At 70.4% G+C, this 24,955-nt stretch carries 24 protein-coding genes; 15 read left to right on the top strand and 9 right to left on the bottom strand.

Annotated elements, in window-relative coordinates; all coding sequences use genetic code 11:
* The first annotated feature begins 34 nt into the window (after positions 1-34).
* The 13 genes from rpsB (at position 35) to LWJ43_RS08475 (ending at position 13,449) form a co-directional block, all read left to right on the top strand.
* On the top strand, positions 35-973 hold the full coding sequence (rpsB, locus tag LWJ43_RS08535) for a 30S ribosomal protein S2 (RefSeq protein ID WP_277331699.1): 939 nt from the start codon (positions 35-37) through the stop codon (positions 971-973).
* Positions 974-1,074: 101 nt separating this feature from the next.
* The gene (gene tsf, locus LWJ43_RS08530) at positions 1,075-1,911 is read left to right on the top strand and encodes a translation elongation factor Ts (RefSeq protein ID WP_277331698.1); all 837 of its coding nucleotides are present in this window, start codon (positions 1,075-1,077) and stop codon (positions 1,909-1,911) included.
* A gap of 158 nt (positions 1,912-2,069) precedes the next feature.
* The gene (gene pyrH / locus LWJ43_RS08525) at positions 2,070-2,846 is read left to right on the top strand and encodes a UMP kinase (protein WP_277331696.1); all 777 of its coding nucleotides are present in this window, start codon (positions 2,070-2,072) and stop codon (positions 2,844-2,846) included.
* Between the two features lie 115 nt (positions 2,847-2,961).
* Positions 2,962-3,519: a ribosome recycling factor gene (frr, locus tag LWJ43_RS08520; protein WP_031100531.1), complete on the top strand. Its 558-nt coding sequence runs from the start codon at positions 2,962-2,964 to the stop codon at positions 3,517-3,519.
* Positions 3,519-4,604, top strand: a complete 1,086-nt coding sequence (locus LWJ43_RS08515; protein ID WP_277331695.1) for a phosphatidate cytidylyltransferase — start codon at positions 3,519-3,521, stop codon at positions 4,602-4,604. The genes frr and LWJ43_RS08515 overlap by 1 nt, the downstream gene beginning before the upstream one ends.
* Before the next feature lie 142 nt (positions 4,605-4,746).
* Positions 4,747-5,124 carry a sigma-70 family RNA polymerase sigma factor gene (locus LWJ43_RS08510; RefSeq protein WP_462100869.1) on the top strand — a complete coding sequence of 126 codons (378 nt, stop codon included), beginning with the start codon at positions 4,747-4,749 and terminating at the stop codon, positions 5,122-5,124.
* Between the two features lie 124 nt (positions 5,125-5,248).
* Complete coding sequence (locus LWJ43_RS08505) at positions 5,249-6,523, top strand: hypothetical protein (RefSeq protein WP_277331694.1); 1,275 nt, start codon at positions 5,249-5,251, stop codon at positions 6,521-6,523.
* A 423-nt stretch (positions 6,524-6,946) separates the two neighbouring features.
* Positions 6,947-8,053: a dual-specificity RNA methyltransferase RlmN gene (rlmN, locus tag LWJ43_RS08500; RefSeq protein WP_277331693.1), complete on the top strand. Its 1,107-nt coding sequence runs from the start codon at positions 6,947-6,949 to the stop codon at positions 8,051-8,053.
* 264 nt (positions 8,054-8,317) lie between these two features.
* A complete protein-coding gene (locus LWJ43_RS08495) occupies positions 8,318-9,412 on the top strand; it encodes a thiamine ABC transporter substrate-binding protein (RefSeq protein ID WP_277331692.1) in 1,095 nt (364 codons plus the stop codon).
* Positions 9,413-9,441: 29 nt separating this feature from the next.
* The gene (locus LWJ43_RS08490; protein ID WP_277331691.1) at positions 9,442-11,070 is read left to right on the top strand and encodes an ABC transporter permease; all 1,629 of its coding nucleotides are present in this window, start codon (positions 9,442-9,444) and stop codon (positions 11,068-11,070) included.
* 2 nt (positions 11,071-11,072) lie between these two features.
* On the top strand, positions 11,073-12,098 hold the full coding sequence (locus LWJ43_RS08485; RefSeq protein WP_277331690.1) for an ABC transporter ATP-binding protein: 1,026 nt from the start codon (positions 11,073-11,075) through the stop codon (positions 12,096-12,098).
* A gap of 237 nt (positions 12,099-12,335) precedes the next feature.
* Positions 12,336-12,650, top strand: coding sequence for a DUF1330 domain-containing protein (locus LWJ43_RS08480; protein ID WP_277331689.1), 315 nt, complete (start codon positions 12,336-12,338; stop codon positions 12,648-12,650).
* Positions 12,651-12,996: 346 nt separating this feature from the next.
* Entirely contained in the window at positions 12,997-13,449 is a 453-nt protein-coding gene (locus tag LWJ43_RS08475; protein WP_277331688.1) for an SRPBCC family protein, read from the top strand.
* Positions 13,450-13,469: 20 nt separating this feature from the next.
* Here LWJ43_RS08475 and LWJ43_RS08470 read toward each other — a convergent pair whose 3' ends face one another.
* The 5 genes from LWJ43_RS08470 to LWJ43_RS08450 all read right to left on the bottom strand — a co-directional run bounded on the left by LWJ43_RS08470 (position 13,470) and on the right by LWJ43_RS08450 (position 18,602).
* Complete coding sequence (locus LWJ43_RS08470) at positions 13,470-14,588, bottom strand: LOG family protein (protein WP_277331687.1); 1,119 nt, start codon at positions 14,586-14,588, stop codon at positions 13,470-13,472.
* Positions 14,589-14,622: 34 nt separating this feature from the next.
* On the bottom strand, positions 14,623-15,786 hold the full coding sequence (locus tag LWJ43_RS08465; RefSeq protein WP_277331686.1) for a hypothetical protein: 1,164 nt from the start codon (positions 15,784-15,786) through the stop codon (positions 14,623-14,625).
* On the bottom strand, positions 15,768-16,505 hold the full coding sequence (locus LWJ43_RS08460; RefSeq protein ID WP_277331685.1) for an ABC transporter ATP-binding protein: 738 nt from the start codon (positions 16,503-16,505) through the stop codon (positions 15,768-15,770). The genes LWJ43_RS08465 and LWJ43_RS08460 overlap by 19 nt, the downstream gene beginning before the upstream one ends.
* 226 nt (positions 16,506-16,731) lie before the next feature.
* Positions 16,732-18,111, bottom strand: coding sequence for an aspartate aminotransferase family protein (locus LWJ43_RS08455; RefSeq protein ID WP_277331684.1), 1,380 nt, complete (start codon positions 18,109-18,111; stop codon positions 16,732-16,734).
* On the bottom strand, positions 18,090-18,602 hold the full coding sequence (locus LWJ43_RS08450) for an Lrp/AsnC family transcriptional regulator (protein WP_277331683.1): 513 nt from the start codon (positions 18,600-18,602) through the stop codon (positions 18,090-18,092). The genes LWJ43_RS08455 and LWJ43_RS08450 overlap by 22 nt, the downstream gene beginning before the upstream one ends.
* Before the next feature lie 162 nt (positions 18,603-18,764).
* Between LWJ43_RS08450 and LWJ43_RS08445 the strand changes: the two genes are divergently transcribed.
* Both LWJ43_RS08445 and LWJ43_RS08440 read left to right on the top strand, forming a co-directional pair.
* On the top strand, positions 18,765-20,204 hold the full coding sequence (locus tag LWJ43_RS08445) for a gamma-aminobutyraldehyde dehydrogenase (RefSeq protein ID WP_277331682.1): 1,440 nt from the start codon (positions 18,765-18,767) through the stop codon (positions 20,202-20,204).
* Between the two features lie 210 nt (positions 20,205-20,414).
* The gene (locus LWJ43_RS08440) at positions 20,415-20,918 is read left to right on the top strand and encodes a hypothetical protein (protein WP_277331681.1); all 504 of its coding nucleotides are present in this window, start codon (positions 20,415-20,417) and stop codon (positions 20,916-20,918) included.
* Positions 20,919-20,920: 2 nt separating this feature from the next.
* On the opposite strand, the gene LWJ43_RS08435 is transcribed toward LWJ43_RS08440, so the two are convergent.
* The 4 genes from LWJ43_RS08435 to LWJ43_RS08420 all read right to left on the bottom strand — a co-directional run bounded on the left by LWJ43_RS08435 (position 20,921) and on the right by LWJ43_RS08420 (position 24,905).
* On the bottom strand, positions 20,921-22,120 hold the full coding sequence (locus tag LWJ43_RS08435; RefSeq protein WP_277331680.1) for a serine hydrolase domain-containing protein: 1,200 nt from the start codon (positions 22,118-22,120) through the stop codon (positions 20,921-20,923).
* Between the two features lie 72 nt (positions 22,121-22,192).
* Complete coding sequence (locus LWJ43_RS08430; RefSeq protein WP_277331679.1) at positions 22,193-22,924, bottom strand: response regulator; 732 nt, start codon at positions 22,922-22,924, stop codon at positions 22,193-22,195.
* The gene (locus LWJ43_RS08425; RefSeq protein ID WP_277331678.1) at positions 22,921-24,099 is read right to left on the bottom strand and encodes a sensor histidine kinase; all 1,179 of its coding nucleotides are present in this window, start codon (positions 24,097-24,099) and stop codon (positions 22,921-22,923) included. The genes LWJ43_RS08430 and LWJ43_RS08425 overlap by 4 nt, the downstream gene beginning before the upstream one ends.
* The gene (locus LWJ43_RS08420) at positions 24,099-24,905 is read right to left on the bottom strand and encodes an SAM-dependent methyltransferase (protein WP_277331677.1); all 807 of its coding nucleotides are present in this window, start codon (positions 24,903-24,905) and stop codon (positions 24,099-24,101) included. Before LWJ43_RS08420 ends, LWJ43_RS08425 begins: the two co-directional genes overlap by 1 nt.
* Between the last annotated feature and the right edge of the window lie 50 nt (positions 24,906-24,955).

The raw sequence follows: 24,955 nt of genomic DNA, 5'->3' as shown, positions 1-24,955 counted from the left end.
GTCGCGGCAACCGAGAAAATCAAGGAGTACGGCCATGGCCGTCGTCACGATGCGGGAGCTGCTGGAAAGCGGCGTCCACTTCGGTCACCAGACCCGTCGCTGGAACCCGAAGATGAAGCGCTTCATCTTCACCGAGCGCAACGGCATCTACATCATCGACCTGCTCCAGTCGCTGTCGTACATCGACCGCGCCTACGAGTTCGTCAAGGAGACCGTCGCCCACGGCGGCTCCATCATGTTCGTGGGTACGAAGAAGCAGGCCCAGGAGGCCATCGCCGAGCAGGCGACGCGCGTCGGCATGCCGTACGTCAACCAGCGTTGGCTCGGTGGCATGCTCACCAACTTCTCCACCGTCTACAAGCGCCTTCAGCGTCTGAAGGAGCTCGAGCTCATCGACTTCGAGGACGTGGCCGCCTCCGGCCTCACCAAGAAGGAGCTCCTGGTCCTCTCCCGCGAGAAGGCCAAGCTGGAGAAGACCCTCGGTGGTATCCGCGAGATGCAGAAGGTGCCGAGCGCCGTCTGGATCGTCGACACCAAGAAGGAGCACATCGCCGTCGGTGAGGCGCGCAAGCTCCACATCCCGGTCGTCGCGATCCTCGACACCAACTGCGACCCCGACGAGGTCGACTACAAGATTCCGGGCAACGACGACGCGATCCGCTCCGTCACCCTGCTCACCCGCGTGATCGCCGACGCCGTCGCCGAGGGCCTCATCGCCCGCTCCGGTGCCGCCAGCGGTGACTCGAAGCCGGGCGAGAAGGCCGCCGGCGAGCCCCTCGCCGAGTGGGAGCGCGACCTGCTCGCGGGCGACAAGAAGGCTGACGCCGAGGGCACGGACGAGGTCCAGTCCTCCGCCGAGACCGAGAAGGCCGCCGACGCCGAGCCGGCCGCCGCTGCCGACGAGCAGGCTGCCGAGCAGGCCGAGGCCCCCGCCGCTGCCGAGGCTCCGGCCGCGGACGCCGAGCAGGCCTGACACCCGTCAGTCACGGCTGAATGACGGCGGGGGCCGGTGCACTGGCACCGCCCCCGCCGTTCACCCGTAGATCTTTCAGACTTCGAGAGAGAAACAGACTCATGGCGAACTACACCGCCGCTGACGTCAAGAAGCTCCGCGAGCTCACCGGCGCCGGCATGATGGACTGCAAGAAGGCGCTCGACGAGGCCGACGGCAACGTCGACGGTGCTGTCGAGGCGCTCCGCATCAAGGGCCAGAAGGGCGTCGCCAAGCGCGAGGGCCGTTCCGCCGAGAACGGTGCCGTCGTCTCCCTCGTCTCCGAGGACAAGACGTCCGGCGTCCTCGTCGAGCTGAAGTGCGAGACGGACTTCGTCGCCAAGGGTGACAAGTTCCAGGCCGTCGCCAACACGCTCGCCGCGCACGTCGCCGCGACCTCTCCGGCCGACATCGAGGCGCTCCTCGCCTCGGAGATCGAGCCCGGCAAGACCGTTCAGGCATTCGTGGACGAGGCCAACGCCAACCTCGGCGAGAAGATCGTCCTGGACCGCTTCGCGCAGTTCGACGGCGCGTTCGTCTCCGTCTACATGCACCGCACGATGCCCGACCTGCCGCCGCAGATCGGTGTCATGGTCGAGCTGGACAAGGCCGACGCCGAGCTGGCCAAGGGCCTCGCGCAGCACATCGCCGCCTTCGCCCCGAAGTACCTGTCCCGCGAGGACGTCCCCGCCGAGGTCGTCGAGGCCGAGCGCCGCGTCGCCGAGGAGACCACCCGCGCCGAGGGCAAGCCCGAAGCCGCGCTCCCGAAGATCGTCGAGGGTCGCGTCAACGGCTTCTTCAAGGAGGCCACCCTCCTCGGCCAGCCCTACGCGCTGGACAACAAGAAGTCCGTCCAGAAGGTCCTGGACGAGGCCGGTGTCGCCCTGAAGCGCTTCGCGCGCATCAAGGTCGGCATCTGAGTCCGTCCGCGAACAACGGTGGACCCGATAGGGTCTAGTGCAGTCGACGGCCGCACTCATGCCGGACGACCGCAGATCTGACGAGGAGGCCATTGCCGCTGAGGGACACCAGACCCACCGGCAATGGCCTTCTTCGTATGTGCACGAGGAGAATTTCCATGGACAAGGGCGCGGACGCCACCCAGGCCGACGACAAGCGCGACGACGGCAAGATTTCCGGACGCTTCATGCTGAAGCTGTCCGGTGAGGCATTCGCCGGTGGCGGAGGTCTCGGCGTCGACCCCGACGTCGTGCACGCCATCGCCCGCGAGATCGCCGCGGTCGTACGCGACGGTGCGGAGATCGCGGTCGTCATCGGCGGCGGCAACTTCTTCCGTGGCGCCGAGCTCCAGCAGCGCGGCATGGACCGGGCGCGGTCCGACTACATGGGCATGCTCGGCACGGTCATGAACTGCCTGGCACTCCAGGACTTCCTGGAGAAGGAGGGCATCGACTCGCGCGTCCAGACCGCCATCACCATGGGTCAGGTCGCCGAGCCGTACATCCCGCTCCGCGCCGTGCGGCACCTGGAGAAGGGGCGCGTCGTCATCTTCGGCGCCGGCATGGGCATGCCGTACTTCTCCACCGACACCACTGCCGCCCAGCGCGCTCTGGAGATCGACGCCGAGGCGCTGCTGATGGGGAAGAACGGCGTGGACGGGGTCTACGACGCCGACCCGCGGACCAACCCCGGCGCGGTGAAGTTCGACGCCCTGGAGTACGGCGAGGTGATCACCCGTGACCTCAAGATCGCCGATGCCACCGCGATCACCCTCTGCCGTGACAACCAGCTGCCCATCCTCGTCTTCGAACTGACCACGGAGGGCAATATCGCCCGCGCGGTCAAGGGTGAGAAGATCGGCACGCTGGTGAGCGACCGGAGCACCCGGGCCTGACGGCCCACAAGATGGACAACGGCCTGCCGGTCGGACACCGTGCAGGTGAGGACGCGACGCAGGATCCGCAGGACCCGACGATGCCGGGTCCGCTCAAGACACGCAGGAGCACGTGGTGATCGAAGAAATCCTCCTCGAGGCCGAGGAGAAGATGGAGAAGGCCGTCGTGGTCGCGAAAGAGGACTTCGCCGCGATCCGTACCGGCCGTGCGCACCCGGCGATGTTCAACAAGATCGTCGCCGACTACTACGGCGCGCTGACCCCGATCAACCAGCTGGCCTCGTTCTCGGTCCCCGAGCCGCGCATGGCCGTGGTGACCCCGTTCGACAAGACCGCGCTGCGCAACATCGAGCAGGCGATCCGCGACTCCGACCTCGGCGTCAACCCGAGCAACGACGGCAACATCATCCGTGTGACGTTCCCCGAGCTCACGCAGGACCGTCGCAAGGAGTACATCAAGGTCGCCAAGACCAAGGCCGAGGACTCCAAGATCTCGATCCGCTCCATCCGCCGCAAGGCCAAGGAGTCGCTCGACAAGCTCGTCAAGGACAAGGAGTCCGGCGAGGACGAGGTCCGCCGCGCGGAGAAGGAGCTCGACGACACCACCGCGAAGTACGTCGCGCAGGTGGACGAGCTGCTCAAGCACAAGGAAGCCGAGCTGCTCGAAGTCTGATGAACGACTCTTCCTGGGGCGCCCCGCAGGGAGCCGGTCGCTGGGGCACGCCCGAGATGGGGGCCGCTCCGGCGGGTCCTGCATACGATGTGCACGCCGCCCAGCAGACTCGGCCCATGCCCATCGTGCCGGACGTTCCCGACGCAGGTAGAGACGCTGACGACCGCGACGACCGGAACGGGGACGCCGCGCGCGTCAGCGGCCCCCTGTTCCGTGACGAGAAGCCGCAGGAGCCCATGTCGATCCCGCTGCCGCCCCCGCCGCAGAAGAAGCGCGCGGGGCGTGACCTCCGCGCCGCCATAGGCGTCGGTCTCGGTCTCGGTGCCCTCGTCGCCGGCTCCCTCTTCATCGTGAAGGCCGTCTTCGTCGGCGTGGTCGTGCTTGCGGTGGTGGTCGGTCTCTGGGAGCTCACCTCCCGCCTCAAGGAGCGCAAGGGCATCAACGCCCCCCTCGTTCCGCTCGCCGTCGGCGGCGCCGCGATGGTGGTCGCCGGCTACGTGCGGGAGTCGGAGGGCGCCTGGGTCGCCATGGCGCTCACGGCACTCGCCGTGCTCGTGTGGAGGATGACGGAGCCGCCCGAGGGCTACCTCAAGGACGTCACGGCGGGCGTCTTCGCGGTGTTCTACGTACCGTTCCTCGCCACGTTCGTCGCGATGATGCTCACCGCGGACGACGGTGCGTGGCGTGTGCTGACCTTCCTGCTGCTGACCGTGGTCAGCGACACCGGTGCGTACGCCGTCGGCTGGCGCTTCGGGACGCACAAGCTGGCTCCCCGCATCAGTCCGGGCAAGACCCGGGAGGGTCTGTTCGGCGCGGTCGGCTTCGCGATGGTGGCCGGCGCCCTGTGCATGGAGTTCCTGATCGACGGCGGGTACTGGTGGCAGGGACTGCTGTTGGGCCTCGCCGTAGCCGCCAGCGCCACGCTGGGGGACCTGGGGGAGTCCATGATCAAGCGGGACCTCGGCATCAAGGACATGGGCACGCTGCTGCCCGGCCACGGCGGCATCATGGACCGGCTCGACTCGCTCCTGCCGAGCGCGCCGGTCGTGTGGCTGCTGCTGGTGCTGTTCGTCGGATCCGGCTGACGGCCGGACCGTCGTCAACGTGTGTGGGGGCCGTCGCCCGGGAGCGACGGCCCCCACCGCTGTACCGGCCGGGGGCGGCCCGGGATCACCGCCGAGCGGCGAAGACGCACCCGGAAGAGGCGACCGGCAGCTGAAACGCGAGATGTCCCCCTCCGCGTTCGCAGCCCTGCACGCCCGCGCCTCCCGCGGCTCCTACGACTGCTGCTGGGCCCGGACCTTCCTCACCTACCGGCGCAGGCGTTCCTCCACCGAACGGCCGGTGGCGGATCTGCCCGACGTCCCACTCGTCACCGGGCCCGACCCGCTGCTGCGGCTGGCGCTGCTCCAGGCGCTGGCGCGGCTGCCTCCTAAGGACCGGGCCGTGGTGGTGCTCCGCTACTGGGAGGACCGCAGCATCGAGGAGACGGCCGAAGCCATGCAGATCAGCTCGTCCGCCGTGCGGACCCGCGCGTCGCGGGCTCTGGCCCGTTTGCGGACCCTGCTCGGCGGCAGTCTCGTCGAATTCGTCGTCGCCGGATGAGCTTCGCTTCGGCCCAGGCCGGAGAAGCCGTCAGTGCCGAAGCCACGTTCCGTCGCCATATCCGAGCCAGCCAAGACTCCCTCAATCCCGGCCCAACGGCGCCGACTGGAGATGGTGAATCGCCATGCCTCTTGAGAACGACACCGAGAACGACACCGGAGGCACATCGGAGAACCGCTTCGAGACCGACCTCGGTGAGATCATGCGGTACACCGGCGGCACGTTCGTCGCCGACCGGCGGGCTCTGCTGGAGACGGGGGCGATTCGAGGCCGACGCAAGGCTGCCCGCCGCAGAGCGACGGCGCTGACCGCGGGAGTGCTGACGCTGACCGTGCTCGGGACGGCCGGGGTGTATGCGACCGGCGGCTTCGGGGGAGACAGTGTGTCGGTGGCCGATGCCACGCCGACCTGGGCACCCTCCCTGGGACCGGAGGGCGGACCTTCCCTCCAGCCTGGTCCCTCCGGGGAAAGCGGCCCGACGGAGGACTCCACATCCTTCATGCGTGCCGGCGCCGACCAGATGATCAAGCTCCTCGAGATCAGCCTTCCAGCCCTGCCGAAGGGGGAGTTCAGCAAGCAGCGGGGCACGAGCAACGAGGGTGGTCCTGGCGTGGCCGATGCCTCGATGGTCTACGACGACGGTTACGGAGCATCCCTCGTCGCCATCTCCGCCCGGCGCGTCGATCCCGAGGATCCGATGATCCGGCAGCTGGTGAAGTGCGGGAAGACCTCGAACGGTTCGACGTGCGCGCTCGGCTCCGGCGGCGGGAAGACGGAACAGGGGCATGTGGGCGGCGGATCCGGGGGGGGGGTGAAGGTCTGGAAGTCCACCCGGATCTCCGCCGACGGCTTCCTGCTGCAGGCGATCGAGTACAACGCGCCCTCCTCGACAGGCACTCCCACCCGGGCCGAACCCCCGCTGAGCCCCCTGCAACTGCACGAGCTGACGGGATGCGTGGAGAGGGCGTTCACGAAGTACGGCGTCATGAACGCCGAGGCGTTCACCAGCCCGCGCCCCGTCCAGAACAGCTGGGAGGTATTCGAGACGCTCGGCGGCCTGGTGCCCGCCGGGTACGAGGAGATCGGCCGAGGCGGAGGCGGCGACGAGGGCTATGTGATCGTGCGCGACAAGAAGACGAAGACCAAGACGTTCCTCCGGGTACGGCTGGGTCACGGCACCGCGGACGGCGGCAAGGTCGTCACCCGGAGCGAGGCCGGCCTGCACTCGGGCACGTCGGGGCTGACGGCCGAAACCGTGACCGCGAAGGGCCTGCGGGTGACGGTCACCTCCTACAACGCGGAGTATCCGCACAAGGCTCCTGCGCTCCCGGCGCCCCCGTTCACCGGTGCCCAGCTGTCCGCGATCGCGACCGACGGGGTGTGGCAGACGCTCAAGTAGCTCCCGCCCCGGCCCATCGGTCTGCGGCTCCGTCGGTGCCGCTCCGGGGCCGCGTGGCACCACACCGGCGCGGTCGCGGAAGGTAGCCGCGCCGGTCCTCCGGGTCCGGTTCCCTCCAGGCCGACGGCGGCGCGAGCGGTTCGCTCCGGCTCGTCGCCACGGCACTCACGGACGTGCAGGACGATCAGCGCCGCAGAATTCGGATGTGTGTACGAATTGTGATTCGCTGCGGACCTGCGCGCCGCCTGCCCGTCGTGCTGTCGGTCACGGTTCGAGCGCCGCCCTCGGCCGTCTCCCGGCCGCCGAAGGGGCGCCGACGTCGACTGATGACGACCGACGACAACAGGGTCCGCCAGCCCCTCGCACCGTCCTATCTGGCAGAGGTCTCTGGGACCACGGCGTGTCTGTAACACTGGAGGAACCATGCCTAAGCCCGGAGAACTCACTTTCGTCGCGCCCCGCGGAGCCAAGCGGCCGCCGCGGCACCTCGCCGACCTCACGCCCGACGAGCGCAAGGAAGCAGTCGCCGCGACCGGCGAGAAGCCCTTCCGCGCCAAGCAGCTGTCGCAGCACTACTTCTCGCGGTACGCGCACGACCCGGCGGAGTGGACCAACATCCCGGCCGCCTCGCGCGACAAGCTCGCCGAGGCGATGTTCCCCGAGCTGATGTCGGTCTTGCGCCACATCAGCTGCGACGACGACACCACCCGTAAGACGCTGTGGAAGCTGCACGACGGCACCCTCGTCGAGTCCGTCCTCATGCGGTACCCGGACCGGGTGACCATGTGCATCTCGTCCCAGGCCGGCTGCGGGATGAACTGTCCGTTCTGCGCGACCGGTCAGGCCGGTCTCGACCGCAACCTGTCGACCGCCGAGATCGTGCACCAGATCGTGGACGGCATGCGTGCGCTGCGCGACGGCGAGGTCCCGGGCGGGCCGGCGCGGCTGTCCAACATCGTCTTCATGGGCATGGGCGAGCCGCTGGCCAACTACAAGCGCGTGGTCGGTGCGATCCGGCGGCTGACGGATCCCGAGCCGGACGGCCTGGGGCTCTCGCAGCGCGGGATCACCGTGTCCACGGTGGGCCTGGTGCCGGCGATGCTGCGCTTCGCCGACGAGGGCTTCAAGTGCCGCCTGGCGGTCTCCCTGCACGCCCCGGACGACGAGCTGCGCGACACCCTCGTGCCCGTGAACACCCGCTGGAAGGTCCGCGAGGTCCTGGACGCCGCGTGGGAGTACGCGGAGAAGTCGGGCCGTCGCATCTCTATCGAGTACGCGCTGATCCGTGACATCAACGACCAGGCGTGGCGCGGCGACCGGCTGGGCCGGCTCCTCAAGGGCAAGCGGGTGCACGTCAACCTCATCCCGCTGAACCCGACCCCGGGCTCCAAGTGGACCGCCTCGCGGCCCGAGGACGAGAAGGCGTTCGTGGAGGCGATCGCGGCCCACGGGGTGCCGGTCACCGTCCGGGACACCCGCGGTCAGGAGATCGACGGGGCCTGCGGGCAGCTGGCGGCCTCCGAGCGCTGAGGGGCCCGGGAGGACGGTTGCGATCCGGCCGGTCCGGCATGATCCGGCCGGTGTAGCCTGGCCCGGGAACAACTTCACATTCCGACAGGGGAGCGCCACAGCGCTGAGAGTGCGGCACCGAGTACAGGTCGGCCGCAGACCCTCTGAACCTCGCCCGGGTCATTCCGGGTAGGAAGTTCGGGCCTTACTCAAGCTGTTGCGCCCTGCCCGCTCGCCGAGCGGGCAGGGCCGCGTCTCTTCCTGGTCATGTCCAGGAGGAATCACATGAAGACCACCACGAAGTACGCGGTGACCGCGCTCGCCGCCGCGCTCGGTGTCACCGCGCTCGCAGGCTGCGGGGGCTCCGACGGCCAGGCCTCCGACAGCACGGGGGCCGGGTCGAAGACCGTCACCCTGGTCAGCCATGACTCCTTCAACGCCTCGGACGCCGTCCTGAAGGCGTTCACGAAGGAGACCGGCTACAAGGTCAAGGTCCTCAAGAGCGGTGACGCCGGAGCGGCGCTCAACCAGGAGATCCTGACCAAGGGGTCCCCCCGGGGCGACGTGTTCTTCGGAGTCGACAACACCCTGCTCTCCCGCGCCCTCGACAACGGCCTGTTCACGCCGTACCGGGCGAAGGGCCTGGACCGCGTCGCGGGTGACACCCAGCTCGATGCGGGCAAGCACCGGGTCACGCCCGTCGACACCGGCGACATCTGCGTCAACTACGACAAGAAGTACTTCGCCGACAAGAAGCTGGATCCGCCGAAGACCTTCGACGACCTGCTGAAGCCGGCGTACAGGAACCTCCTCGTCACCGAGAACGCCGCGACTTCCTCGCCCGGTCTCGGCTTCCTCCTCGGCACGGTCGCCGCCCACGGCGAGACCGGCTACCAGGACTACTGGAAGAAGCTGAAGGACAACGGCGTCAAGGTCGTCGACGGCTGGGAGCAGGCGTACAACGACGAGTTCTCCGGCTCCGCCGGCGGCAGGAAGGCCAAGGCCGACCGTCCGCTCGTCGTCTCCTACGCCTCCAGCCCGCCCGTCGAGGTGCTCTACGCCGATCCCCGGCCCACCGAGGCCCCGACCGGTGTGGCCACCGGAACCTGCTTCCGCCAGACCGAGTTCGCCGGACTGCTGGACGGTGCGAAGAACGAGGCGGGCGGCAAGGCGCTGCTGGACTTCCTGATCAGCAAGCAGTTCCAGGAGGACATGCCGCTGAACATGTTCGTGAACCCGGTGGTCAAGGACGCGAAGCTGCCGGAGCTGTTCACGAAGTTCGGTGCCACCGTCGACAAGCCGGCGACGGTGGCCCCGGAGAAGATCGCCAAGAACCGTGAGCAGTGGGTCCAGTCGTGGTCCTCGCTCGTCGTGAAGTAGCCGCGCGGCCCCCGCGCGGGGGGAACGCGATGCGGCTCGGTCTCATGGCCGTGCCCGTCGCGTTCTTCGCGCTGTTCTTCGCCTACCCGGTCGCCGCGATCGTCGGCCGCGGACTCAGGGCGGACGGCGTCTGGCAGTTCGGCCGGATCGGCACGGTGCTGAGCCGGCCGGACATCCTCGACGTACTCCGGTTCACCACCTGGCAGGCCCTCGCCTCGACCGCGCTCACCCTCCTGATCGCGCTGCCCGGCGCCTATGTCTTCGCCCGCTTCGACTTCCCCGGCAAGCAGCTGCTGAGGGCCGTGGTGACGGTGCCCTTCGTCCTGCCGACCGTCGTGGTCGGCACGGCGTTCCTCGCGCTGCTGGGACGCGGCGGGTTCCTCGACCAGCTCTGGGGCGTACGTCTCGACACCACCGTGTGGGCGATCCTGCTCGCCCATGTGTTCTTCAACTACGCGGTCGTCGTCCGGACGGTGGGCGGACTCTGGGCCCAGCTCGACCCCCGGCAGGAGGAGGCCGCGCGGGTGCTCGGCGCCGGACGCCTCGCCGCGTGGCGGCGCGTGACGCTGCCCGCGCTGGCCCCCGCCGTCGCCGCCGCAGCGCTCATGGTCTTCCTCTTCACCTTCACCTCCTTCGGAGTCGTCCAGATCCTCGGCGGTCCGGGCTACTCCACGCTGGAGGTGGAGATCTACCGGCAGACCGCCCAGCTGCTCGACCTGCCGACGGCAGCCGTGCTGACCCTGGTGCAGTTCGCCGCGGTCGGCGGGATCCTCGCCGTCCACGCGTGGACCGTACGGCGCCGTGAGACGGCCCTGAAGCTCGTCGACCCGGCGCAGACCGCCCGGCCGCCCCGCGGCGCCGGGCAGCGGGCGCTGCTCGGCGGCGTGCTGCTGACCGTGCTGCTGCTCGTCCTGCTGCCGCTCGGCGTGCTGGTGGAACGCTCCCTGGACACCTCCGGCGGCTACGGATTCGACTTCTACCGGGCGCTGCAGTCCCTCGACGCCAACGGGTCCACGTTCCTGGTGCCGCCACTCGACGCCATCGGGAACTCCCTGCGTTACGCGCTGGTCGCCACTCTCATCGCCCTCGTGATCGGCGGTCTCGCGGCCGCGGCGCTGACACGGCGGGCCGGCCGGCTGGTGCGCGGCTTCGACGCCCTCCTGATGCTGCCGCTCGGAGTGTCGGCGGTCACCGTCGGCTTCGGCTTCCTGATCACCCTGGACAGGCCTCCGCTCGACCTGCGTACGTCCTGGATCCTCGTGCCGCTCGCCCAGGCGCTGGTGGGCGTCCCGTTCGTCGTACGGACCATGCTGCCCGTCCTGCGCGCGGTGGACGAGCGGCTGCGGGAGGCCGCCGCGGTGCTCGGCGCCTCACCGCTGCGGGCCTGGCGCGAGGTGGACCTGCCGCTGGTGCGGCGGGCCGTGCTGGTGGCCGCGGGGTTCGCCTTCGCCGTGTCGCTCGGGGAGTTCGGCGCGACCGTGTTCATCGCGCGCCCCGACAACCCCACACTGCCGGTCGCCGTCGCCAGACTGCTGGGGCGCTCCGGGGAGCTCAACTACGGCCAGGCGATGGCACTCAGCACGATCCTGATGCTCGTCTGCGCGGTGTCGCTGCTCCTGCTCGAACGTATCCGCACCGACCGATCCGGGGAGTTCTGAAGATGCTGGAAGTGGATTCGGCCACGGTCCGGTTCGGGAAGCGGACCGCGCTGGACGCCGTCGACCTGGAGGTCGCTGACCACGAGATCGTCTGTGTGCTGGGGCCGAGCGGCAGCGGCAAGTCGACGCTGCTGCGGGCCGTGGCCGGGCTGCAACCCCTGGACGGCGGGCGGGTGTTCCTGGACGGCGCCGACCAGTCCTCCCTGCCCGTGCACCGGCGGGGGCTCGGCCTCATGTTCCAGGACCACCAGTTGTTCCCGCACCGGGACGTCGGCGCCAACGTCGCCTTCGGACTGAAGATGCACGGCGTACCCCGCGCGGAGCGGGACCGCAGGGCCGGTGAACTCCTGGACATGGTCGGTCTGCCGGGTGCGGGCCGGCGGGCCGTCGCCGCCCTGTCCGGCGGCGAACAGCAGCGGGTGGCACTCGCCCGGGCGCTGGCGCCACGTCCGAAACTGCTGATGCTGGACGAACCGCTGGGCCAGCTGGACCGGAGCCTGCGCGAACGGCTCGTCGTCGAACTGCGCGGCCTCTTCGGCCGGCTGGGCACCACGGTGCTCGCCGTCACCCACGACCAGGGCGAGGCCTTCGCGCTCGCCGACCGCGTCGTGGTCATGCGCGACGGGCGGATCGCCCAGGCGGGCACCCCCCTGGAGGTTTGGCAGCGGCCCGCATCGGCCTTCGTCGCCCGTTTCCTCGGCTTCGACAACCTGGTGGACGCCACGGTCACCGGTACGGCGGCCGACACGGTCTGGGGCAAGGTGCCGGTGCCCGAGGGCTCGCCCCAGGGGGAGCGTGAGCTGCTCGTGCGCCCGGGTGGGGTGCGGATCAGCGGTCCGAAGGACGGTCTGCGCTGCACGGTGGGCGCACGCACCTTCCGCGGCCACCACGTCACCGTCACCCTGCGGCCCGGCGACGGTCCGGCCCTGGAGGCGGAGTGCGGTCTGCGGGACGCCCCGGAGGAGGGGGCCGTCGTGGGCGTGACGTTCGACCCGGCCGAGACGGTGGTCCTTCCCCCCGCCCGTTAGGCCGTCGGCCGAGCACGACCGGTGGCGCCCGTACGCCGCTCTCCGGGGACCCGCAGCGTCCGGCGGGCCCCGCCACGTCGCCCCGGTCAGCGAGCGGACACGGGCAGGGATCGACACGGCGGGAAGGGGGCATGCTTCAGCCGCCCGGCTGCGTCGCCCACTGCCGAGCAGAGAGGCGACGACCAGCAGTCCGTGCCGTGGCACCAGCGACGCCGTACCCGAGGAGCGAGGAACCGCATGCCCGCTTACGTCATCGTCACCGCCGATGTGCTCGACGAGGAGGCCGCCCTGGCCTATGCGTCCGTGGCCCAGGAGTCCGTCCTCAGCCACGACGGCAAGTACCTGGTGGCGGGCCCCACGCCCGAGCCCGTCGAAGGCACCTGGGAATCCTCCCGGTTCGTGGTCATCGAGTTCCCTGACATGGACCGGATCAGGGAGTGGTACGACTCCCCCGAGTACCGGCGGGCCATAAGGATTCGGGAAGGCAAGATCCGCGTGGGGATGCTGTTCGTCGAGGGCTCGGTGCCCGAGGGCTTCTCCCTCCCGGCTTAGCCGCGCTGCCGGCTCGGTGGCCGACGAGACCACGGGGAGTCCCCGGCGCACCGGGCGCCCGGGGCAGGCTCGCCGATGCGGTACGCGCCGGAGACGGGCCGCCTCGTGGCCGACCGGGGCGCCCTCCCGCAACCGCCGCGCTGCTCCTCGCGCTCCTGAGGGACGGTGCCCGTGCGTGGTCCTGGGGGAGACGGGACGGAAACGGGTCCGTGCCGAACGGGGGGCGGAGGCGGTCGTACGATCGAGTCCGTGCCGAACGGGGGGCGGAGGCGGTCGTACGACCGGCTGGCGGCTCTCCCTGTCGCGTGATCCCCTGGGACCGAAACGTCCGGAAGGGGCAGGGACCATGACGCAGCCGGCCCGTGAGGGCATCGACATCACCCGGGTCGTCGCGGCGCCGCGTGACCGGGTCTTCGAGGCCTGGACGGTGCCCGAGGACTTCGCCGCCTGGTACGGGGGAGAGGCGGACGTGCCGCTCGACCGGGTGTCGATGGACGTCACGCCCGGCGGCGAGTGGAGCCTGGTCATCGTGGTGCCGGGCGCCGACATGCCCTTCCACGGCGTCTACCGGGAGGTGTCCGCCCCCGAGCGCCTGGTCTTCACGCTGAAGGACCGGAGCGCGCCCGAAGACGTCGAGGGCGAGACGGTCACGGTCACCTTCACCGAGCGCGGCCGGAAGTCCACCGAGATGGTCTTCCGGCAGCGCGGCGACAATCTCACACCCGAGCAGTACGCGGCGGCAGAGGACGGCTGGGAGGCGTTCTTCGACGCCCTCGACGCCCTGCTCGCCACACGTTGAGTCCGGGCCGGGTCAGCCGGTCAGCCCGTCAGCCGGGCGAGAGCCGGGGCCGCCTCCTCCACCGTGTCGACGAGCGCGATCCGTGACTCCATGCCCCGGCCCGCCGCGAGCGCGCTGAGCAGAGGCCACGCGGGCAGCTTCTCCGTCCAGTGCGCACGGTTCACCAGCACCATCGGAGTGGGCGCGGAACGCGACTCGTAGTAGTTGGGCGTCGCGTTGTCGAAGATCTCCTGCACGGTCCCCGCGGCGCCGGGCAGGAAGATCACACCGGCGGTCGAGCGTGCCAGAAGCCCGTCCTCGCGCAGGGCGTTCGCGAAGTACTTGGCGATGTGGTCCGCGAAGGCGTTCGGCGGCTCGTGGCCGTAGAACCACGTGGGGACCGCGACCGAGGACCCCCCTTCCGGCCAGCGCTCCCGGACCGCGAAGGCGGCCTGCGCCCAGTCGGTCACCGACGGATCGAACGACGGTGTCGCGGCGAGGAGTTCACAGGCCTTGAGCAGCATCGCGTCGGAGTGCGGAGCCGCGTAGGCGCCGAGGTTGGCCGCCTCCATGGCACCGGGGCCCCCGCCCGTCGCGACGGTCAGACCGCTGCGGGCCAGTTCCCTGCCGAGCACGGCCGCGCCGCGGAACTCCTCGGAGCCGCGGGCCATCGCGTGACCGCCCATCACGCCCACCACCCGTGCCCCGACCAGGTGTTCGTCCAGGGCGTCGGACACCGCGTCGTCATGGAGGGCCCGCAGCATCGAGGCGAAGACGTCGCCGTTGGACTTGGTCTGCTGGAACCAGCCGTACGCCCGTGCGTCAGGGGTCGCCCCGTAACCCCCCTCCGCCAGGCCCTCGTACAGGGCGTCGGGGGTGTAGAGCAGCCCGCGGTACGGGTCGAAGGGGAGGCCGGGCACCGGTGGGAAGACGAAGGCCCCGTCCGCGCGTATCTTCGCCTCGGCACGGGGCTCCGTGCGACAGCCGAGGAAGACGGCGCCGCGGGTGTCGGTCGTGAGCAGTGCGTCGCTGCGGTCCGTCAGGTCGACGGACTGGACACGGTGGCCGGCGAGGGTGCCGGCCGCCACTGCCTGGTCGAATGCGGTGAGCGTCTCGATCTCGACGCCGGGTGCGTACGTGTTCTCGTCCGGATTTTTCACGCCGCCATGCTACGGAGCGCACCGGCGCAGGTGGTCACTCCGTCAGGGGTAGTGCGGCGAGCTCCGCGATCGCCCAGGTCAGCGGCGCGAAGACGGCCAGCAGCACCAGTGCCCGCACGACGGCGGCGGTGCGGAGCATGGATGCCGGCGCGCCGAGCCGCAGCAGGGTCCTGGCCGTACGGGCGCGGGACTGCCTGGCCTCCAGCGCCGTGGTCAGCAGGGTCGCCGTGGTGCAGCCGAGGACGAGCACGGCGCCCAGCGCGGTGAGCGGGCCGAAGGGGCGGGGGCCGCCGGTGTAGAGCACGGAGGCCGCGATCACCCCGGACAGCACCGCGCAGACGATTCCCAGCGGGCGCCCGATCCTGGTCGCCTCGTCCATCAGGACCCTGCCCGCCAGCAGGCGCACGGCTCCCGGGCGCACCGCCTGGAGCAGTCGGCCGCACAGATGGGTGAGGCCGGGGCCCGCCATGGCCAGGCCGATCGCGGTCAGGGTCCAGCCCGCGAGCACCGCGGCGGGGGTGGAGTCCAGCCGGCCGGGCAGCGGGAAGGGGTTCCCCGATGTGCCACGGCTCGCGTACGCCTCCACCGCGAGTCCGGCCGCGGTGAGCGCGACCCCCCAGGGCAGTCCCTTCGGGGCCGCGGTGGGCACGAGGTCGTCCTCGGCCTCCTGGGCCTCGGACGGCGCGACAGGCCTGGCGCGCACCGCCAGCCCGCCGGCCGCGGAAGCGGCCAGGGGCACGAGGGCGAGCAGTGTGAGCGCCGCGGCGAGAGGCAGGGGGGTGCCCGCGCCCAGGAACTCGGCCGCACCGCCGTCGAAGGGCAGCCCGGTCAGATCACCGCGCAGATGGAGGAAGAAGAGGAGCGCCACCGCCGATCCCAGCGTGGTGGACACCGCCGTCGAGATCGCCGCCAGCAGGGAGAGACGGGCCGGTCCGAGTCCGGCGGCGAAGAGCCCGGGGCGCGGGCGGGTGCTCGGGTCCGTACGGGCGACCGCCACCGCGAACTGGACGGTCGCGGCGAGCGGGACCGCGCACCACAGCAGCCGCAGCACTGAACCCGACGCGTGCGCCGGGTGCCCCGAGGCGTATCCCAGGGTGCACAGGAGGAGGAAGCCCACCCCGGCCGACGCCGCGGCGAGGAGCAGCCGCCGCATCAGGACCAGGGGGTGGGAGCCGCGGGTCAGACGGAGAGCGAGCACGCCGAGCGGCCTTCCGTATCGGACGCGGCGGGCAGGGGGACGGTGGTGACGCGGCGGCCGTCCAGCAGGCTGATCACGCGGTCGGCGAGTTCGGCGACCTCCGCGTCGTGGGTGGCGAGCACGACCGTGATCCCGTGGGACCGCGCCGCCGTGGTGAGGGTGCGCAGGACTTGTGCGCGCTCGGCGTGGTGCAGTGTCGCGGTCGGCTCGTCCGCGAAGATGACGGACGGCGCCGCGGCGAGCGCGCGGGCCACGGAGATCCGCTGGCGCTGCGACTGCAGCAGCGTGTGGGGCCGCCTCTTGGCGAGCGGGCCGATGTCAAGGCGCTCCAGCCACTCGGTGGCGGCCTTCTTGGCCGCACGGTGCGGGACGCCGCGCAGCAGCAGCGGCAGGGCCGCGTTCTCCCAGGTGCTGAGTTCGGGTACGAGCTGGGGCTCGGCCGCGATCCAGCCGAATCTGTCCCGGCGGAGCTGCTCGCGCAGGCGGGGGCCCATGGTGTGCACGGGCACGCTGTTGAACCAGACCTCGCCCTGCTCGGGAACCAGCTGGCCCGAAAGGCAGTGCAGCAGCGTGGTCTTCCCGGACCCGCGGGGCCCGGTCACGGCGAGTACCTCGCCGTCGCGGACACCGAGCGAGACACCGCCGAGCCCCGGTGATCCGTTGTGGGAGTGGTGCAGGGAACGTGCCCAGATCACGTCGTTGTCAGGCGGGGCCACCATGGCGTTCACCTCGGTTCGGATCAGATTTCCCATTCGCCCTTACGGGGGAACGAATTCAACGAAGAAAAGGCCGATCGGTCACTCGGCACGCTAGGCAGCCGGACCGGGGTGTCGGGACAGCACACGGCCCGGATGCACCGCGTCTCACTCGAACGGGTGCATCCGGGCCGTGTAGACCGTATGAAATGACTTCCGGACCGGTGTCGTCCGGTCACCGGGGCGTCGGTCAGAGCTTCGTCCAGGCCTCCTTCAGGACGCCGCGCAGAATGCCCTCGATCTCGTCGAAGGTCGACTGGTCGGAGATCAGTGGCGGCGCGAGCTGGACGACCGGGTCGCCGCGGTCGTCGGCCCGGCAGTAGAGGCCGTTCTCGTACAGAGCCTTGGAGAGGAAGCCGTACAGGACGCGCTCGGTCTCCTCGTCGGTGAACGTCTCCTTGGTGGCCTTGTCCTTCACCAGCTCGATGCCGTAGAAGAAGCCGTTGCCGCGGACGTCGCCGACGATGGGCAGGTCGTGCAGCCTCTGCAGCGTCGTCAGGAACGCGTTCTCGTTGTCCAGGACGTGCTGGTTGAGGCCCTCGCGCTCGAAGATGTCGAGGTTGGCGAGACCGACCGCCGCGGAGACCGGGTGGCCACCGAAGGTGTAGCCGTGCAGGAAGGTGTTGTCGCCCTGGTAGAACGGCTCCGCCAGCCGGTCGGAGATGATGCAGGCGCCGATGGGGGAGTAGCCCGAGGTCATGCCCTTGGCGCAGGTGATCATGTCCGGCACGTAGCCGAACTTGTCGCAGGCGAACATCGTGCCGAGGCGGCCGAACGCGCAGATGACCTCGTCGGAGACGAGCAGCACGTCGTGGCGGTCGCATATCTCACGCACCCGCTGGAAGTAGCCGGGCGGCGGCGGGAAGCAGCCTCCGGCGTTCTGTACGGGCTCCAGGAAGACCGCGGCGACCGTGTCCGGGCCCTCGAAGAGGATCTGCTGCTCGATCTGGTCGGCGGCCCAGCGGCCGAAGGCCTCCGGGTCGTCCCCGAACAGCGGGGCACGGTAGATGTTGGTGTTGGCCACCTTGTGCGCACCGGGGACCAGCGGCTCGAACGGGGCCTTGAGCGCGGGCAGGCCGGTGATGGACAGGGCGCCCTGCGGGGTGCCGTGGTAGGCCACGGCGCGCGAGATCACCTTGTACTTGGTCGGCTTGCCCGTGAGCTTGAAGTACTGCTTGGCGAGCTTCCAGGCGGTCTCGACCGCCTCGCCGCCGCCGGTGGTGAAGAAGACCTTGTTGAGGTCGCCCGGGGCGTGGTGGGCGAGCCGCTCGGCCAGCTCGACGGCCTTGGGATGGGCGTAGGACCACACCGGGAAGAAGGCGAGCTCCTGCGCCTGCTTGTACGCCGTCTCGGCCAGCTCGTGACGGCCGTGACCCGCGTTGACCACGAAGAGGCCCGAGAGCCCGTCGAGATAGCGCTTGCCCTTGTCGTCGTAGATGTAGGTTCCCTCGCCACGCACGATGGTGGGAACGGGCGCGTTCTCGTAGTCCGACATGCGGGTGAAGTGCATCCACAGGTGGTCGTACGCGGTTCGGCTGAGGTCCTTGCTCACGGCTGTCGGGTTCCCCACATGTAGGTCTGCTTCTTGAGCTTGAGGTAGACGAAGCTCTCGGTGGAGCGCACGCCGGGTATCGCCCGGATGCGTTTGTTGATCGTCTCCAGGAGGTGGTCGTCGTCCTCGCAGACGATCTCCACCATCAGGTCGAAGGAGCCCGCGGTCATCACCACGTACTCGCACTCGGCCATGGCCGAGAGGGACTCGGCCACGGGCTCGAGATCGCCCTCGACATTGATGCCGACCATCGCCTGGCGCCGCAGTCCCACGGTGAGGGGGTCGGTGACGGCGACGATCTGCATCACGCCCTGGTCGAGCAGCTTCTGGACGCGCTGGCGCACGGCGGCTTCGGAGAGGCCCACGGCCTTGCCGATCGCGGCGTACGGCCGTCGACCGTCCTCCTGGAGCTGCTCGATGATTGCGAGGGAGACGGCATCCACCGATGGTGACGGTCCGCTCCCGTTCCTGGAGTCTGCGCTACGGCTTGCCACCACTCCACTGTGCACCGCTACTCGTCTGTCTGGCAAGCCTGAATCGATGAAATTCGTTGTCTGAGTGCTTGTATCGCACTGAATCCGAAGTTCGCGGTGGGTGGGTATGTCGAAAGCGTCACCGAACGGTTTAGGGTGGACGTCTCACCCATCGGACAGCCGACAGGAGGGGTGGTTGTGACCACCGAGGTGCGCCGCCTGCGCAACTACATCAACGGAGAGTTCCGGGACGCCGCGGACGGACGGACCATCGACGTGGTCAACCCGGTGACGGAAGAGGTCTACGCGACCTCCCCCCTCTCGGGGCAGGCCGACGTCGATGCCGCCATGGACGCCGCCGCGGCCGCGTTCCCCGCCTGGCGCGACGTGACGCCCGCCGAGCGCCAGAAGGCACTGCTGAAGATCGCCGACGCCTTCGAGGAGCGTGCCGAGGACCTCGTCGCGGCCGAGTCCGAGAACACCGGCAAGCCGCTGGAGCTCACCCGCACCGAAGAGATCCCGCCGATGGTGGACCAGATCCGCTTCTTCGCGGGTGCCGCCCGGCTGCTGGAGGGCCGTTCGGCCGGCGAGTACATGGAGGGGCTCACCTCCATCGTCCGCCGCGAGCCCGTGGGTGTCTGCGCCCAGGTCGCTCCGTGGAACTACCCGATGATGATGGCCGTGTGGAAGTTCGCCCCGGCGCTCGCCGCGGGCAACACCGTCGTCATCAAGCCGTCCGACACCACCCCGGCGTCGACCGTGCTGATCGCCGAGATCATCGGGCAGATCCTGCCCAAGGGCGTCTTCAACGTCATCTGCGGCGACCGTGACACCGGCCGCGCGATGGTCGAGCACCCGACCCCCGCGATGGCCTCGATCACCGGCTCGGTGCGGGCCGGTACGCAGGTCGCGGAGTCCGCCGCCAAGGACGTCAAGCGGGTCCACCTGGAGCTCGGCGGGAAGGCTCCCGTCGTCGTGTTCGAGGACACCGACATCGCCAAGGCCGTGGAGGGGATCTCCGTCGCGGGGTACTTCAACGCGGGCCAGGACTGCACGGCCGCGACCCGTGTCATGGTCCACGAATCCATCCACGACGAGTTCGTCACCGCGCTCGCCAAGGCGGCGGCCGACACGAAGACCGGCCTGCCGGACGACGAGGACGTGCTCTACGGCCCGCTCAACAACGCCAACCAGCTGGCGCAGGTCAGCGGCTTCATCGAGCGCCTCCCCGCACACGCGAGGGTCGAGGCCGGCGGCCACCGGGTCGGCGACAAGGGCTACTTCTACGCCCCCACGGTGGTCTCAGGTCTCCGGCAGGACGACGAGATCGTCCAGAACGAGGTCTTCGGCCCCGTCATCACCGTCCAGTCCTTCACGGACGAGGCCCAGGCCGTCGAGTACGCCAACGGCGTCGAGTACGCCCTGGCCTCCTCGGTGTGGACCAAGGACCACTCCCGTGCCATGCGGATGTCCAAGAAGCTCGACTTCGGCTGCGTGTGGATCAACACCCACATCCCGCTCGTCGCGGAGATGCCGCACGGCGGGTTCAAGAAGTCCGGCTACGGCAAGGACCTCTCCGCCTACGGCTTCGAGGACTACACCCGCATCAAGCACGTCATGACCTCGCTCGACGACTGAGCGGCGGCATCCGGCCGGACGGCCCCGGGCTCAGGCCCGGGGCCGTCCGCGCGTTTTGGGGCAGGGGCGCGCCCCATGGGCAGGGTGTGCGCAACGGGGCGTTCCCGCCGGACCGGTCGCGGCAGCCCGACGTCGCCGCACACATGGGGCCCAGGGATACGGCGGAACCCACTTTTTGAACGTGTTCATGATGGGCGTACGCTGCGGGGCATGAGCGAGCGAGCCCTGTTGCGGCGCATACGCGTGTGGTTGGTCGTCTTCATCGTCTGTCTGGTCTTCAGCGGCCTCACGGCCTTCCCGCTGGTCACCGAACTCCACTGGGCCGAGGACCTGCTGACGTCCTCCGCCTCCCCCGCTCCCGAGCACTTCCCGGCCCTCGTGGAGTGGATCACCCGGGTCCGCACCGGCCTCGACGAGGCCGATGCGGCGTACCCCTTCGTCCTCTACGGCACCGACTGGCTGGCCTTCGCCCACCTCGTCATCGCGGTGGCCTTCTACGGGCCCTACCGCGACCCGGTCCGCAACATCTGGGTGATCCAGTTCGGCATGATCGCCTGCGCCGGGATCATCCCCCTCGCCCTGATCTGCGGGCCGATCCGCGACATCCCCTTCTGGTGGACGGTCATCGACATGTCCTTCGGGGTCTTCGGGATCGTCCCACTGCTCGTCGTCCACCGCATGATCAGGCGCCTGGAGGCGGCCGCGGCGGTGTGACCTCATCCCGCCGGCGGAGCTCCGAAGGCCGCCACCGTGACGTCCCTCGCCGTGGCGTTCATGTCCTGGCCCTTCGCCTCCGTGGAGTTGACGCTGTACACCAGGGTCCTGGAGAGATCGCGGGTGGCCGCCACCGCCGTGTTGTAGCCCCAGCGGCCGCCCGACTTCCCCCACACCTCCCGCCCGCCCAGGGTCAGCACGGACAGTCCCGCGCTGTACCGGGCGGGTTTGCCCGTCCCGTACGTACGCACCGAGGCGTCCGGCAGGGTGAACATCTCCTCCAGCAGCGGACCTCGCACGACCTCGCCGGCGAACAGGGCCCGGGTGAAGCGTTCCAGATCAGCCGTGGTCGAGATGATGTCCCCGGCCGCCCAGCTGCCCGTCATGCCCCACACCGTGACGTCCCGCAGCTCCGTCCCGCCGCCCGGAGTGTCGAAGACCTGGTAGCCGTGGTTGTGCGGACCCCGGATGCCGGGGTCCGCACCGGGGAACGACGTGGAGCGCAGCCCCAGCGGACGCAGAATGCGCTCGTTCACCTGACCGGCGTACGAGTCGCCGGTCACCTTCTCCACCAGCAGCCCCAGCACGGTGTAGCTGATGTTGAGGTAGTGCTGGCTGCGTCCGGGCGCGAACTCGGGGGCCTTCGCCATGGCGGAGGCGACCATGCCGCGCGGTGTGTGCAGGTCGAACCGGTGGGCGTACACCTCCTCCAGGGTGTCGCCGGGCAGATCCGCCGCCGGTATCCCGCTGGTGTGGTCGAGCAGTTGCCGGACGGTGACCCGCGCGTACGCCTCCGGTATCAGGTCCGGGAGGTAGTACCGGGCGGTCCGGTCGAGGTCCAGCTTCCGCTCGCCGGCCAGCTGCAGGACCGTGGCGGCGGTGAAGACCTTGGTGACCGAACCTGCCCGGAAGCGCGCCGCCGGGTCGGCGGGACGGCCGGTGACCACGTCGTGCACGCCCGAACTGCCGCGCCAGCTGCCGTCGGTGCCGCCGACCCGCACGAGCGCGGCGGTGGCGTCGTCGGCGGAGGGAAGCCCGGAGATCGCCGCGCTCAGGGCGGCGGCGTCCGCCTCGGGAACGGTGTGCGTGCGTACGTGTGCGCGCGGCGCCGCGACATGGGCGGAGGCGGCCGGTGCGGCGGGGCCCGCCGCGACGCCGAGGACGAGGGCCGCGGCGAGGAGTGTGCGGGTGCGTGCGTTCATCAGGCGGCTCCAGGGGATGAGGTCCGTAACTGCTGCATGACTCCATCCTGTTGCTCCGGAGGCGCTCGCGGATCACCCGAGCGAGGGGTCGTGCGGGGGAGACCTCCTCGCTCGCGCGGGGGAGGCCCCGGCATCCCCTCCCTCGGGTGAGGGAGCCACCAGCCCGGTCTCGTACGCGCAGATGACGGCTTGGACGCGGTCCCGCAGGCCCAGCTTGGACAACACGTTGCCCACATGGGTCTTCACCGTGTGCTCGCTGAGCACGAGCGCCGCCGCGATCTCCGCGTTGGAGAGCCCCCGTGCCAGGTGCAGAAGCGTTTCCCGCTCCCGGGCGGTGAGCGCGCCCAGCCGGGACGGCTCCGGTGAGGACGGGGTCGCGACGGGCCGCGAGGTGTACTCGGCGATGAGTCGGCGGGCCACCGACGGGGCGACCAGGGAGTCCCCGGCCGCGACCACCCGGACCGCGTGGACGAGGTCGTCCCGGCGGACGTCCTTCAGCAGGAAGCCGCTCGCGCCCGCGTGCAGCGCCTCGTAGACATAGGCGTCCGAGTCGAACGTGGTGAGCATGACCGTGCGGCACCCGCTCCGCGCACTGATCGCACGGCAGGCCTCGATGCCGTCCATGACGGGCATCCTGATGTCCAGCAGCACGATGTCGGGCCGCAGCGCGTCCACCGCGTCGACCGCCTGCGCGCCGTTCCCCACCTCGGCGAGCACCTCGATGTCCGGCTGCGCGTCCAGGATCATCGCGAAGCCGCTGCGCACCAGCTCCTGGTCGTCCGCCACCACCACACGGATCGTCAACGGCCCACCTCCGTAGGGGAGGTTACTAGGGGAAGTTCGACGAGGACCTGGAATCCGACCCCGTCCGGGCCGGCCCCGCACACGGCCGTCCCGCCGTGCGCGGCGGCCCTCTCGCGGATGCCGACCAGCCCCAGACCGGTGGTGGTCCCCGGCCCCCGCCCGTCGTCCGTCACGGTGACGGTCAGCCCGTCCGGGACGTGACAGAGTTCCACGCCCACGCGGCTCGCGCGGGCGTGCCGCACGACGTTCGTCAGCGCCTCCTGCACGATCCGGTACACCGTGGCCTCGGTGTCCGCGGGCAGGGGCGCCGGGTGGCCCGTCACCGTGTGCGTGACGTCGAGACCGCCGGCGCGAACCCGGTCCAGCAGGTCCGGGAGCTCGGTCAGCGCGGGCTGGGGCGCACGTGGCGACGCCTCGCTGCCCGCCGCGTCCTCGCGCAGCACCCCCAGCATCCGGCGGAGCTGCACCATCGCGTCCCGGCCGGTCTCCGAGATGGCGTCGAAGGCGGCCTCGGCCCGTGCCGGCGCGGTGCGCACGGCGACCGGCCCGGCCTCCGCCTGCACGATCATCAGACTGACCGCGTGGGAGAGGATGTCGTGCATCTCCCGTGCGATCCTCGCCCGTTCCCGGGCGGCGGCCTGCTCGGCCTCGATCGCGTGGGTCACCTCCATCTGCCGCGCCCGGTCCTCCATCGCACGGATGTAGGCCTTGCGGGTGTGGGTGAACCGGCCGAAGGCGTACGCCGCCGCGAAGACGAACAGCGAGAACAGCAGCTCGCGCGCTTCACCGGTGTTCACCGCCACGGAGGGGAACACCGCCGCGAGCACCAGCGCGGCTATGGCGAGCCGCCGCCGGGGAGGGGACAGCTCGGCCACCGTGTAGAAGGCGACCAGGCCGGTGTACGGCAGCGGCTGGCCCGGGCCGTCCAGGGCGAACCGGTACAGCGCCCCCGCCGCCAGCACGGCGATCAGCACGGTGGCCGGTGCCCGGCGACGGGAGACCAGCGGCAGGACCGTCAGCGTGGTCAGCCCGTACGCCGCCCAGGTGGCCGCAGGCAGGGAGTCCGAGCGGGGCACCACGAACGGCATGGTGACCGCGGCCTGCACCAGCAGGGCGACGCCGAGGTCGACGGTCCAGGCCTCGCGCGGGAACCACCGCGTTCCGGGTCGTGGCATCAGGGCTTGCGGCCCACCGCGCCGAACTGGGCGACCTGCGGGTTCAGGTCGTGCGGGGCGGCCCGCCAGCGGGAGCAGGACACGATGCCCGGCTCAAGGAGGTCCAGCCCGTCGAGGAACGAGGCGAACTCGGTACGGCTGCGGGCGGTGATCGGCGGGGTGGCGTTCTCGTTCCAGAAGCGCATGGCGGCCTCGTTCCCCTCGCCGCCCAGCTCCGTCGTGGGATGGGTGAGCACCAGATGGCTGCCGGACGGCAGGCCTTCCATCAGCCGCGTCACGATGCCTCGCGCCTCGTCGGTGTCCAGGACGAAGTTGAGGATGCCCAGCATCATCACCGCGACCGGGCGCCGGAGGTCCAGGGTCCGTCCGGCCGCGCGGAGGATCAGTTCCGGATCCCGCGCGTCCGCCTCGACGTACTCGGTCGCGCCCTCGGGCGAGCTGGTGAGCAGGGAGCGTGAGTGCGCCAGGACGACCGGGTCGTTGTCGACGTAGACGACGCGTGCGTCGGGTGCGGTGTGCTGGGCGACCTCGTGGGTGTTGTCCGCGGTCGGCAGTCCGGTGCCGATGTCCAGGAACTGGCTCATCCCCGCGTCACCTGCCAGATGGCGTACCGCCCGGCCGAGGAACGCCCGGTCCGCCCGGGCCACTTCGCCGATGCTCGGGTACATGCCGGTGACCCGGTCGCCCACCGCCCGGTCCACGGGATGGTTGTCGGTGCCGCCCAGCCAGTGGTTCCAGACCCGGGCGTTGTGGGCGATGTCGGCACGGACACGGGAGGGCGGGGTGCGGGGGCCGGCTTCGGTCACGTCTGCTCCAGGGATCACGGACGGCACGGACCGCCCATGATGCCGGACCG

Origin of the sequence: Streptomyces sp. JH34, assembly GCF_029428875.1 — a bacterium.
In the GTDB taxonomy this organism is placed as follows: domain Bacteria; phylum Actinomycetota; class Actinomycetes; order Streptomycetales; family Streptomycetaceae; genus Streptomyces.
This window is presented reverse-complemented; position numbering and strand designations above follow the sequence as displayed.